The sequence below is a fragment of the Sphingopyxis sp. genome, from assembly GCF_051861155.1.
Classification (GTDB): domain Bacteria; phylum Pseudomonadota; class Alphaproteobacteria; order Sphingomonadales; family Sphingomonadaceae; genus Sphingopyxis.
Window position 1 is genome coordinate 222,174 of sequence record NZ_JBHYDE010000004.1, and the last position, 11,923, is coordinate 234,096.

Sequence of the window (11,923 nt, forward strand, 5' to 3'; positions counted from 1 at the left end):
CCGCCCTGACAAGCCCCGCGATCAGTCGCTGAACGGGTCGCGGATCAGGATCGTGTCTTCGCGTTCGGGGCTGGTCGACACGAGCGCGATCGGGGTTTCGATCAGTTCCTGGACGCGCTGGATATATTTGATCGCCTGCGCGGGCAGGTCGGCATAGCTGCGCGCGCCTGCGGTCGATTCGTGCCAGCCGTCCATTTCCTCGTAGATCGGCTCGACCTCGGCCTGGTCGGCCGAATGCGCCGGGAAATAGTCGAGAATCTTGCCGCGCAGGCGATAACCGGTGCAGATGCGGATCGTGTCGAAGCCGTCGAGCACGTCGAGCTTGGTGAGCGCGATGCCGGTGACGCCCGATACCGCGCAGCTTTGGCGCACGAGCACCGCGTCGAACCAGCCGCAGCGGCGCTTGCGCCCGGTGACGGTGCCGAATTCATGGCCGCGTTCGCCAAGCTTCTGGCCGATCGCGTCCTCGAGCTCGGTCGGGAATGGGCCGCTGCCGACGCGCGTCGTATAGGCCTTGGCGATGCCCAGCACGAAGCCGACTGCCGAGGGGCCGAGGCCCGAGCCGCTCGCGGCGGTGCCGCTGACGGTGTTGCTGCTGGTGACGAAGGGATAGGTGCCGTGATCGACGTCGAGCAGCACGCCCTGCGCGCCCTCGAACAGGATGCGCGCCCCGGCCTTGCGCACCTTCTTGAGGCGCTTCCACACCGGCTGCGCATATTCGAGGACATAGTCGGCGATTTCGGTGAGGTCGGCGACCAGGCGCTCGCGATCGATCGGCGGCTCGCCGAAACCGGCGCGCAGTGCGTCGTGATGCGCGGTCAGGCGGTCGAGCTGGGGCTCAAGCTTGTCGAGGTGGGCGAGGTCGCAGACGCGGATCGCGCGGCGACCGACCTTGTCCTCATACGCCGGGCCGATGCCGCGCCCGGTGGTGCCGATCTTGCCCGCGCCCGCCGCGGTTTCGCGCAGCGCATCAAGGTCGCGGTGGAACGGCAGGATCAGCGCGCAATTGTCGGCGATCGCGAAATTCTCGGGATTGATCGCAACGCCCTGACCGCGCAGCTTGGTGATCTCGTCGCGTAGCGCCCAGGGATCGAGGACGACGCCGTTGCCGATGATCGACAGTGTCCCGGTGACGATCCCTGACGGCAGCAACGACAGCTTGTACACCTGTTCGCCGACGACCAGCGTATGACCGGCGTTATGGCCGCCCTGGAAACGCACCACGGCGTCGGCGCGGCTGGCGAGCCAGTCGACAATCTTGCCCTTGCCCTCGTCGCCCCATTGCGACCCGATGACGGTAACATTTGCCATGATGCTGTCCTGCTGAACTGGGCCCAAAGACGAGCAGCGCCGGCCCGGCGCGGCCTTAGCGGATTTGGCCGCAGAGGCAAGCGCGCTGGGATGAATTTGTGACATTTGGGTCGGACAAAGCGCGGGCGCCGGGGGGCGATGGAGGTGCGGATATGAGCAAGCGATACTGGATCGGCCTGTTGGCGGTGACCGCCGTCGTGGCCAGCGGCATGCCCGCAAGTGATGCGCGCGAGAAGCTGCGCGATCGGCTGCGCGAGCGGATGGCCGAACGCATGGGGGCCGAAGACGGGCCGCAGGCTCCGGGCGGCGAGACGATAGCCTATGGCAGCGATCCGTTGCAGGTGCTTGATATCTGGCGCGCCAAGGGTGCCAAGGGACCGGCGCCGCTGATCGTCTATGTCCACGGCGGCGGGTGGAAGCGTGGCAGCAAGGACAATGCGACCGGGCGCTTCAAACCGGTGCATTATCCGGGGCAGGGCTATGCCTTTGCCTCGATCAACTATCGCCTTGTCCCCGCCGCGACGGTCGAGCAGCAGGCAGCCGATGTGGCGAGCGCGGTGAAGGCGTTGATCGACCGTGCCGCCACGCTGGGCATCGACCGGCGGCGGATCGTGTTGATGGGGCATAGCGCGGGCGCGCATCTGGTCGCGCTGGTCGGGACCGACGAGCGCTATCTGAAAGGTGCTGGACTGTCCTTCGCCGACATCGCGGGCGTGATTCCCAACGACGGCGCGGCTTACGACGTGCCGGCGCAGATGAAGGACGGCCCGCCGATCATGCAGGCGACCTACAAACAGGCGTTCGGCAGTGATCCGGCGCGGCAAAAGGCCTTGTCGCCGACCGCACACGCGGCCGCCCCCAACGCGCGGGATTTCCTGCTGCTCTATGTCCAGCGACCCGACGGCGTGCGGCAGGCGAAGGCTTTGGGCAATGCGCTGACCGCAGGCGGCAGCCGCGTCGAGCATGGCAGCTTTCCGGGCGAGGGGTTGAAGGGCCATGCCGAAATCAATCGCAGCCTGGGCGATCCGGCCTATGCGGCGACGGGGGCGGTCGATGCGTGGCTGAAGCGGGTGTTCGCACGGTAGCAATTCAAGCCCCTCGCCTTTAGGGGAGGGCGTAGGAGAGATCATGACAAACCCCGACGCCCCCTATCACGCCCATATCTATTACGACCCCGCCGAACGCCCTGCCGCCGCCGCGCTGCGCGACGCTTTTGGACAGAATCCCGCGATCCTGTTCGTCGGCGCGATGACCGATCGCGCCGCTGGGCCGCATCCGATCGCGCAATATGAGGTGCATTTTCTGGCGCGCTCGCAAGATGCCGTGATCGCGGAGATTGCGGCAACGGGCCTGCGCGCTCTGGTGCATCCGCTGACTGATGACGATTTGGCCGATCATACGACGCTGGCGCACTGGATCGGCGAGCCAGTTGTGCTGGATGTGACGGTGCTCGATCCGCCGGGGATCAATCAGGGGGTGCCGCGGTTCGGGATTTCGGATTTCTAGGCTGGGCTTTTAGAGCCCGTTCGTATCGAGCGAAGTCGAGATACATTGGGGCGGTCTATGCGGTCGCGTGTCTCGACTTCGCTCGACACGAGCGGATTTGGGGGATGGCTCAGGCCTCGACCGGCCCATCGCCACCAAGCCGCCACCCACAGCCCAGCGCCTGCGCATCATCCGCATCGGACAGGGCCGCGACCGTCTGCCAGTCATCGGCGCGCAGGCTCGCGGCGAGTACCGGATCATGGCCGAGCGGCAGGAAGATGCGGCGGTCGCGGTCGTCTTCGGCGCCGAGCCCGGCGTCGATCAGCGGATCGGGATAGAGCGAGAAGCCGACCGCGGCCTCTTCCTGTTCGCCCACCGGGATCGCATAGCCGCCGCCCCGGCCGACCGCGTCGCCCTGGCCGGGAACGAAAATCTGGAAACCGAACCAGCTTTGATAGGCAAAGCCGTGGCGCTCGGTCGGGTCGAGGGTCAGCGTCACGCGGTCGCGAACCGGCGCCGCAATCGCTTCGAGCGCGTCGATGCGCGCGGTGAGGACGCCCGATGTGTCGAACGCACGCAGGTCAGCGATCGCCTGATCGAAGGGACCGGTGGCGCGCAGCAGTGGCAGATAGGCCGCGGCGCCGATACGCGTCAGCGCGCCGGCATCCTTGGCGTCGAGTTCGTCGCGGAGCTGCTGAATGTCGGCGTCGACGGGCAGCGGCCCGTTTGCGAGCAGGTCCACCACGTCGGGCAGCGTGAAGTCGATCGTGACCGGGCCGATCGCCGCGGCTTCGAGCGCGTCGATCGCAACGCCGACGATCTCGCGCGCCGCGGCGACGCTGTCGCTGCCGATCAGCTCGGCGCCGACCTGGAGCATTTCGCGCGCCGGGCGGAGCTGGCTAGCGCGCAGTTTGACGACTTGCCCGGCGTAGCAAAGGCGCAGCGGTCGGGGCGCGGTTGCGAGCAGCGAGGTCGCGATGCGGCCGACCTGCCGGGTGATGTCGGGGCGCAGCGCCAGGGTGCGCTGCGACACCGGATCGGTGAAGCGGAGCAAGTCGCGGGTGGTGCGGTCGTCATCGCCGCCCAGCGTCTCGCGAAATTCGGCGAGCGGCGGCGACACGCGGCCATAGCCGTGCGCGCGCATCGCATCGACGAGCGCGCGGGTGACGCGCGACGCCGCCTCGGCCTGTTGGGGGAGGCGGTCGCGAAGGCCTTCGGGCAGCAGGGTGGGCGTGCGAGGCATGGTGGGGCCTTTAGGCGGGTGGAGAGGGGAGTTCAACAAGTCTCCCCTCCCGCTTGCGGGAGGGGTCGGGGGAGGGCCTGTTTCAGAACAGAGCCACCCTCGACATGCCCTCCCCTAACCCCTCCCGCAAGCGGGAGGGGGACTGGCTTGCTCAGAACTTCAGCCCCTTCACCGTCTTGACGCCGGGCAACTGGCAAAGCTGCCACAGAAGCGGTTCGGGCATCGGCGAGTCGAGGCTCAAAAGCAGCACCGCTTCGCCGCCTGCGGCGCGGCGGCCGAGGTGGAAGGTGCCGATGTTGAGCCCCGCGTCGCCCAGCGTCGTACCGATGCGGCCGATGAAGCCCGGGGCGTCCTCGTTGACGATGTAGAGCATGTGGCCGTCGAGATCGGCCTCGACCTTGATCCCGAACATTTCGACGAGGCGCGGGTCGCCGTTGCTGAACAAGGTGCCCGCGACCGAGCGGTCGCCCTGTTCGGTCGCGACGGTGACGCGGACGAGCGTGTGGTAATCGCCGTCGCGGTCGTGGCGCACTTCGCGGACATCGAGCCCGCGTTCGCGCGCGAGGTGCGGGGCGTTGACCATGTTCACCGCGTCCGAATAGCGACGCATCAGGCCGGTGAGCACCGCGGCGGTTATCGGCTTGAGGTTGAGCTCGGCGGCCGCACCCTCGACCTCGACCGAGATCGTCGTCAAATTATCATGCGCGAGCTGGCCGACCAGGCTGCCGAGCTTTTCGGCGAGGCTCATATAGGGGCGCAGCTTCGGCGCTTCCTCGGCCGACAGGCTGGGGACGTTGAGCGCATTGGTGATGCCGCCGGTGAGCAGATAATCGCTAATCTGTTCAGCCACCTGGATCGCGACATTGACCTGCGCTTCGTCGGTGGACGCGCCGAGGTGCGGGGTGCAGATGAAGTTCGGCGCGCCGAACAGCGGATGGTCGGCGGCGGGCGGCTCCTGCGCAAACACGTCGAGCGCGGCGCCCGCGACATGGCCTGATTCCAGCGCGTCCTTTAATGCCGCTTCGTCGATCAGCCCGCCGCGCGCGCAGTTGATGATCCGCACGCCCTTCTTCGCCTTGGCGATATTCTCGGCCGACAGGATGTTGCGCGTCTGGTCGGTCAGCGGGGTGTGCAGCGTGATGAAATCGGCCTTGGCGAGCAGGGTGTCGAGATCGGCCTTTTCGACGCCGAGCTCGATCGCCCGCTCGGGGGTCAGGAAGGGGTCGAAGGCGACGACCTTCATGCGCAGGCCCAGCGCGCGTTCGGCGACGATGCTGCCGATATTGCCGCAGCCGATCAGGCCGAGCGTCTTCGACGTCAGCTCGACCCCCATGAAGTCATTCTTCGGCCATTTGCCCGCCTGCGTCCCGGCGTTGGCTTCGGGAATCTGGCGGGCGAGCGCGAACATCATCGCGACCGCATGTTCGGCGGTGGTGATGCTGTTGCCGAAGGGGGTGTTCATCACGATGACGCCCTTCTTCGACGCCTCGGGAATATCGACATTGTCGACGCCGATCCCGGCGCGGCCGACGACCTTCAGGTTCGTCGCGGCGGCGAGGACGTCGGCGGTGACCTTGGTGGCCGAGCGGATCGCGAGGCCGTCATAATCGCCGATCATCGCGATCAGCTCGTCCTTGGTCTTGCCGGTGATGACGTCGACGTCGATGCCGCGTTCCTTGAAAATCGCGGCGGCTTTGGGGTCCATTTTGTCGCTGATGAGGACTTTGGGTTGGGTCATTGGGATGGCTTTCAAAAAACTCCGTTCGTCCTGAGCTTGTCGAAGGACAGTTCTTCTTTTTGGACGTCGGACGAAAAGGGCGGCCCTTCGACAAGCTCAGGGCAAACGGAAAAAGGGGAGCGTCAGGCTGAAAGGCTGGCGTAGGCCCAGTCGAGCCACGGGCCGAGCGCTTCGATATCGGCGGTGTCGACGGTGGCGCCGCACCAGATGCGGAGGCCCGGAGGCGCGTCGCGATAGCCCGCGATGTCGTACGCCGCGCCTTCCTTGTCGAGCAGGCCCGCGAATTTCTTGATGAAATCCTCGTCAGCGCCGGCGACCGACAGGCAGACCGAAGTCTTCGACCGGCTCGCTGGATCGGCGGCGAGATGGCTCAGCCACTCGCGCTCCGAAACGATCTTGTCGAGCGCCGCAGCATTCGCATCGCTGCGCGCCTTCAGGCCGTCGAGGCCGCCCAGCGACTTCGCCCATTCGAGCGCAAAGATGGCGTCTTCGACCGCCAGCATCGACGGGGTGTTGATCGTCTCACCCTTGAACACGCCTTCGGTGAGCGCGCCTTTGCTGACGAGGCGGAACACCTTCGGCAGCGGCCATTCGGGGGTGTGGGTTTCGAGGCGTTCGACGGCGCGCGGGCCAAGGATCAGCACGCCATGGCCGCCTTCGCCGCCGAGCACTTTCTGCCAGCTGAAGGTCGCGACGTCGATCTTGTCCCACGGCAGGTCGTAAGCAAACACCGCGCTGGTCGCGTCGGCAAAGCTCAGCCCTTCGCGGTCGTCGGCAATCCAGTCGCCGTTCGGAACGCGGACGCCGCTGGTGGTGCCGTTCCAGGTGAACAGCACATCGTTCGACCAGTCGACCTGCGTCAGGTCCGGAAGCTGGCCGTAATCGGCGCGGAGGACCGTCGGGTCGAGCTTGAGCTGCTTGGCGGCATCGGTAACCCAGCCCTCGCCGAAGCTCTCCCATGCGAGCGTCGTCACCGGGCGGGCGCCGAGCATCGTCCACATCGCCATCTCAAAGGCGCCGGTGTCGGAGCCCGGGACAATGCCGATGCGGTGCGTGTCGGGAAGCTGCAGCATTTCGCGCATCAGGTCGATGCAAAGCGCGAGGCGCGTCTTCCCGATCTTGGCGCGATGCGAGCGGCCAAGCGATTCAGTTTGGAGTTTTTCGGGGGCCCAGACCGGCGGTTTGGCGCAGGGTCCGGAAGAGAAAAACGGGCGCGCAGGGCGCAAGTCTGGCGTCGGCACTTCAGTCATATAATCTCTCCTTGCAGAGAGCTCGCGCGGCGTTGGGACCGCGTGGCCCGGCGCCGCGTTTAGGGCGGGCGCGCGGGCTGTCAAACAAAATGCGTGGGCCGCGCGAAATTTCGGGTGAGCCGAAACAAATCTAAAGAGCTTGTTAACCATCTTGTCGGTATTTTGACGCCATGCCGATCCCGTCCGTCTTGCAGCCCCGGATCCTGATCGCCGCGACCGCAGCGCTGGCGCTGTCGGCCTGTTTCGGCAGTCCCGACGTGATGAAGCGCAGCGATACCAAGCGCCCGAGCGCCAGCGCGCCAAAGCGTCCGCAAGTCGCACCCACGCCATCCTTTACCAGCGCCGAAGCGCAGCAATGCGCGTTCGATCTGAAGCAGGCGGGCGTGCGTTTTACCCCGCTCCCCAATCAGGATCATGGCGGCGGGTGCAGTTCGATCGATTCGGTCAAGCTGCTCGACATCGGCACCCCGACCACCAATTTGGGCGCGATGACCTGTCCGCTGGCGAAGAGCTTCGCGGGCTGGGCGCAATTTGCGGTGAAGCCCGCGGCGCGGAAATATTTCGGGCAGGAGGTGGTGAAGATCGAGACTTTCGGGACCTACAGTTGCCGCAACATCTATGGTGGTCGGTCGGGCCGCCTGTCGCAGCACGCTTATTCGAACGCGGTCGACGTATCGGGCTTCGTGCTCGCCGACGGGCGGCGTATCATGCTGGACGGCGGGTGGAAGGGCGACAAGGCGTCGCAGGATTTCCTGCGCGCGCTGCACAAATCGGGCTGCCGCCGTTTCGGCACCGTGCTCGGGCCGGATTATAACGCGGCGCATTATAACCATTTTCACTTCGACATGAGCGGCAACGGTTATTGCCGTTAGCTTAGCTGGCGCGCCTTATTTGATCGTCATCCCGGCGAAGGCCGGGATTTCAACGGCAAATCTTGACGCATCGGCGAGATCCCGGCCTTCGCCGGGATGACGAAATAGTAAAAGACCCTAAGGGGCGCCGCTCAAATCGTCCCCGACTTGGCAAAGTCACGCGAAGCGGGTAGCCGCTGATCAATGGCCGAAGATAAACAACCCCATCGTTCGCGTTTCCACAAAGCCAAGGACGACGCGCGGTTCGCCAAGCAGGCGACCACCACCCCGCAGACTGCGAGCGCCGCGTACAAGCTGGCGTTTCAGGACAATGACTTCCTGCTACGCGAAGACTTGCGCCCGGTGCGCTTTCAGCTCGAGCTGCTCAAGCCCGAACTGCTGCTCGACGAAGCGAAGATCGAATCGATGCTCGTCATCTATGGCTCGGCGCGTATTCCCGAGCCTGCGGAGGCCGACGCGCTCGAAGCCGCGGCGACCGATGATGTCCAGCGGGGCATCGCGCGCCGCCTGAAAGCCAAAGCGAAATATTATGAGGAAGCGCGCAAGCTCGCGCGGCTGGCGAGTCAGGTGCCGCCCGACAAAAATGGCTGCCGCCATTTCGTCGTCTGCTCGGGCGGCGGCCCGTCGATCATGGAAGCGGCGAATCGCGGTGCTGACGATGTCGGCAAGGAATCGGTCGGGCTGAACATCGTGCTGCCGCACGAACAGGCGCCGAACCGGTATGTCACGCCATCGCTGAGCTTTCAGTTTCACTATTTCGCGCTGCGCAAGATGCACTTCCTGCTCCGCGCTCGCGCGGTGTGCGTGTTCCCGGGCGGGTTCGGTACGTTCGACGAGATGTTCGAGCTGCTGACCTTGATCCAGACCGGCAAGATCAAGCCGATCCCGATCGTGTTGTTCGGCAGGGAATTCTGGGAACGCGTCGTCAATTTCGACGCGCTGGTCGAAGAGGGCGTGGTCAGCGCGCGCGACCTGGGGCTGTTCAAATTTGTCGAGACCGCAGACGAGGCGTGGAAGATCGTCCAGGATTTCTACGCGAATATCGAAGACCAGGGGTAAAGAGCCGTCGCCCCCGCGAAGGCGGGGGCCGCTGGCAGTGTTGCGCAAGGCCTCTTGCGGCCCCCGCCTTCGCGGGGGCGACGAAGCCTATTTCGACTGCGTCTCCAGATACAGGATCAGCGCCTTGCGGTCGGCGGCGTCGATGACCCCGGCAAACGCCATTCGCGTCCCGGGTATCGCCTTCATCGGCGCTTCGAGATAGGTGTCGAGCGCGGCTTCGTCCCAGACGCCGCCCTTCGCCTTCATCGCGCCCGAATAGGAAAAATCAGGCTTCGCCGCGACCGCCGCGCCGACGACACCGTGCAGATTGGGGCCGATGCCGTTGCGGCCGCCCTTGTCGACCGTGTGGCAGGCGGCACAGCGTTTAAAGACCTGCTCGCCCATCGCCGCGGTCGGTGCGACCGCCGCCGCAGGCGCGGCGTCACCGCTCGCGCCGTCGGTGGGTGGGGTTTCGCTTTTTCCGCAGCTGGCAAGCGCGAAGGCGCCCGCCAGCAGGACGAGCGCGATCCGCATTATTTCTTGGCTGCGGCCGGGGCGGGGGTTGCCGCGGCCGCATCGGCGGCCGGAGCAGCGGCGGCGTCGGCTGCCGGGGCAGCGGCCTCACCCTCGGCCGGGGCAGCGCCTTCGGCGGGTGCGGCGGCTTCGGGCGCGGGCAGCGGCAGGTTCGAACCCTGGCTGTTCATATACACGATCAGATTGGCGCGATCTTCGGCACTGCTGAGGCCGGCGAACGACATTTTGGTACCCGGCGCATATTTCCGCGGGCTGGCGAGCCATGCGTCCATGCCTTCGAAATCCCAGTTCCCGGCAACGCCCTTCAGCGCGTCCGAATAGGCGAAGCCTGCGACATGGCCGTGCGGCTTGCCGAGCGCGCCGAACAGATTCGGACCGATGCCGTTGGCGCCGCCCGAGGCAATCGTGTGGCACGCGGCGCATTTCGCGAACACCGCCTCGCCCTTCACCGGATCGGCAGCGGCGAGCAGATTGGCGATCGGCACCGCGGCAGCACCACCAGCACCGGCTTCGGCGTCTTCGATCGGGAAACCGGGCTTTTCCGGATTGTGACCGGCGAACAACATGCTCGACCCGATGGTCAGGCCCAGCGCGCAAATGCCGGCGAACAAAACCCATCCGGCAATAGTGTTGTTGCGATTGTCCATACTCTTGCAGCCCCGTTAGCTGGCGCCCGCTTACCGGACGCATATCTGATTTGGACGCTCCCTTACTGGGGCGGCGACGGCGGCGCAAGGGGAGGAATTGGCGAGCGTGACTGGATGCGCCGGTTGCACGGGTGCGGCCCGGCGGCTATGCGCCGCGGCTCCAATGCGGGAAGGCAATCATGGGCAGTTATTCGGCTTCGGCACAGCATCTGGTCGACGATATGCGGGAGGCGGCGCTTGCGGAACCGGCGCGCGGGCTTGCCTTTCAGGGCGCGCCCGGCGCCAACAGCGATCTCGCGGCGCGCGAATATGACCCGGATTCGCTGCCGTTGCCCTGCTATGCCTTTCAGGACGCAATCGACGCGGTGCGCGACGGCAAAGTCGACCGTGCGATCATCCCGATCGAAAACAGCCTGCACGGCCGCGTCGCCGACATCCACTTTCTGCTGCCCGAATCCGGCTTGTCGATCGTCGGCGAGCATTTCCTGCCGATCCGCTATGGCCTGATGAGCCGCGACCTTGGCCCGGTGACCCGCGCGATGAGCCACGAACAGGCGCTCGGGCAGTGCCGCCACTGGCTGCGCGCCAACAATATCGCGCCGGTCGCGCACAGCGACACCGCGGGCGCCGCGGCGTGGGTCGCCGACAGCGACGAGGTCGGGCTGGCCGCGCTGGCGCCGCCGCACGCGGCCGAACTGTACGGGCTGACGCTGCATGGCACCGGGATGGAGGATGCCGACCATAATATGACGCGCTTTGTCGTGCTGGCGCGCGAGCCGCTCGCCGATGTCGCGGCGATTGCGGGCCCGGTAATGACCACTTTCATGTTCGAGGTGAAGAATGTCCCCGCCGCGCTCTACAAGGCGCTTGGCGGCTTTGCGACCAACGGCGTCAACATGACCAAGCTGGAAAGCTATCAGACCGGCGGGAGCTTTGCCGCGACGCAATTTTACGCCGACATCGTCGGGGCGCCGGGCGACGAGCGGATTGATCGCGCGCTGGAAGAGCTGGATTTCCAGACCAAATCGCTGCGACTGCTCGGCACCTACGCGCAGGCGCGGTTGCGACCCTAAACCCCGCGGCGGCGAAGCATCCGTGCGGTCGCCGACGTCTGGACGATGAACAAAGTCACCAGGATGCTGGAGACGACCAGCGCGAACAGGTCGAACACCGAGAAGTTGGTGCCGCGAATATCCGCGCCGCCGATAATCGGCATTGCGACCGTCATCGCCATCAGCATCAACCGCAGCTCGGTCGGCCCGCCCGCCATATAGGACAGGCGAAATTCGCCGACGACCTTGGCGGCGATGAAGGTGTGGATCGACAGCAGGAAGTAACCGATGACCGCCATCAGCGCGACGTCGAAGCGCATATAGGGACTCATGCCGATCGCGCTGACCATCAGCAAGGTCGCCAGCGCATCGACGCTGTGATCGACGAAATAGCCGTAATTGGGACGCTCGATGCTGCGCCAGCGCGCCAGGCTGCCGTCGAGCGAATCGCCGAACCAGTTGACGATATAGCCCGCGAGGCACAGCCCGAGCCATTCGCTGTCGATCCAGCTGAGCAGATAGCCCGCTGCGACCATGACCGCGCCGGCAAAGCCCAGCGCGGTGAGCTGGTCGGGGGTAACCCAATGCGGCAGCCGCGGACAGATCCAGTTGAGCAGGCGGCGCTCGCCGCGCGCCAGGATATTCTGCTGGATACGAACCGGCGCCTGCGCGACGGGCTGGAACTTGCTCATGGAAATCCTTCGTTGCTGGCTGTCACATGATCGCCAGCCGAATGTCATCGGATCGTCATAG

12 protein-coding genes are annotated in these 11,923 nt (G+C 65.8%); 5 read left to right on the forward strand and 7 right to left on the reverse strand.

Annotation, left to right across the window (positions count from 1 at the left end; genetic code table 11):
• Nucleotides 1–21: 21 nt before the first annotated feature.
• A complete protein-coding gene (locus ACTIFP_RS09250; protein ID WP_439568423.1) occupies nt 22–1,311 on the reverse strand; it encodes an adenylosuccinate synthase in 1,290 nt (429 codons plus the stop codon).
• 152 nt (nt 1,312–1,463) lie between these two features.
• Between ACTIFP_RS09250 and ACTIFP_RS09255 the strand changes: the two genes are divergently transcribed.
• Together ACTIFP_RS09255 and ACTIFP_RS09260 are read left to right on the forward strand one after the other, a co-directional pair.
• The gene (locus ACTIFP_RS09255) at nt 1,464–2,396 is read left to right on the forward strand and encodes an alpha/beta hydrolase (protein WP_439568424.1); all 933 of its coding nucleotides are present in this window, start codon (nt 1,464–1,466) and stop codon (nt 2,394–2,396) included.
• Nucleotides 2,397–2,439: 43 nt separating this feature from the next.
• Complete coding sequence (locus tag ACTIFP_RS09260; RefSeq protein WP_439568425.1) at nt 2,440–2,817, forward strand: DOPA 4,5-dioxygenase family protein; 378 nt, start codon at nt 2,440–2,442, stop codon at nt 2,815–2,817.
• A gap of 109 nt (nt 2,818–2,926) precedes the next feature.
• Here the strand turns inward: ACTIFP_RS09260 and ACTIFP_RS09265 are convergent, their stop codons facing one another.
• The 3 genes from ACTIFP_RS09265 to ACTIFP_RS09275 form a co-directional block, all read right to left on the reverse strand.
• Nucleotides 2,927–4,039, reverse strand: a complete 1,113-nt coding sequence (locus ACTIFP_RS09265) for an ATP phosphoribosyltransferase regulatory subunit (RefSeq protein WP_439568426.1) — start codon at nt 4,037–4,039, stop codon at nt 2,927–2,929.
• A gap of 151 nt (nt 4,040–4,190) precedes the next feature.
• A complete protein-coding gene (gene serA, locus ACTIFP_RS09270) occupies nt 4,191–5,777 on the reverse strand; it encodes a phosphoglycerate dehydrogenase (RefSeq protein ID WP_439568427.1) in 1,587 nt (528 codons plus the stop codon).
• Between the two features lie 122 nt (nt 5,778–5,899).
• A complete protein-coding gene (locus tag ACTIFP_RS09275; RefSeq protein ID WP_439568428.1) occupies nt 5,900–7,027 on the reverse strand; it encodes a phosphoserine transaminase in 1,128 nt (375 codons plus the stop codon).
• Nucleotides 7,028–7,197: 170 nt separating this feature from the next.
• Here ACTIFP_RS09275 and ACTIFP_RS09280 point away from each other — a divergent pair, with 170 nt between their 5' ends.
• Both ACTIFP_RS09280 and ACTIFP_RS09285 read left to right on the forward strand, forming a co-directional pair.
• Complete coding sequence (locus ACTIFP_RS09280) at nt 7,198–7,899, forward strand: extensin family protein (RefSeq protein WP_439568429.1); 702 nt, start codon at nt 7,198–7,200, stop codon at nt 7,897–7,899.
• 183 nt (nt 7,900–8,082) lie between these two features.
• On the forward strand, nt 8,083–8,958 hold the full coding sequence (locus ACTIFP_RS09285) for an LOG family protein (RefSeq protein WP_439568430.1): 876 nt from the start codon (nt 8,083–8,085) through the stop codon (nt 8,956–8,958).
• Between the two features lie 87 nt (nt 8,959–9,045).
• Here ACTIFP_RS09285 and ACTIFP_RS09290 read toward each other — a convergent pair whose 3' ends face one another.
• Nucleotides 9,046–9,471, reverse strand: coding sequence for a c-type cytochrome (locus ACTIFP_RS09290; RefSeq protein ID WP_439568431.1), 426 nt, complete (start codon nt 9,469–9,471; stop codon nt 9,046–9,048).
• Entirely contained in the window at nt 9,471–10,118 is a 648-nt protein-coding gene (locus ACTIFP_RS09295; RefSeq protein WP_439568432.1) for a c-type cytochrome, read from the reverse strand. The genes ACTIFP_RS09290 and ACTIFP_RS09295 overlap by 1 nt, the downstream gene beginning before the upstream one ends.
• 179 nt (nt 10,119–10,297) lie before the next feature.
• On the opposite strand from ACTIFP_RS09295, the gene ACTIFP_RS09300 reads away from it, so the two are divergent.
• The gene (locus ACTIFP_RS09300) at nt 10,298–11,191 is read left to right on the forward strand and encodes a prephenate dehydratase (RefSeq protein WP_439568433.1); all 894 of its coding nucleotides are present in this window, start codon (nt 10,298–10,300) and stop codon (nt 11,189–11,191) included.
• Here ACTIFP_RS09300 and ACTIFP_RS09305 read toward each other — a convergent pair.
• On the reverse strand, nt 11,188–11,862 hold the full coding sequence (locus ACTIFP_RS09305; protein ID WP_439568434.1) for a CDP-alcohol phosphatidyltransferase family protein: 675 nt from the start codon (nt 11,860–11,862) through the stop codon (nt 11,188–11,190). The two genes, ACTIFP_RS09300 and ACTIFP_RS09305, sit on opposite strands and share 4 nt — an antisense overlap.
• Nucleotides 11,863–11,923 lie beyond the last annotated feature (61 nt).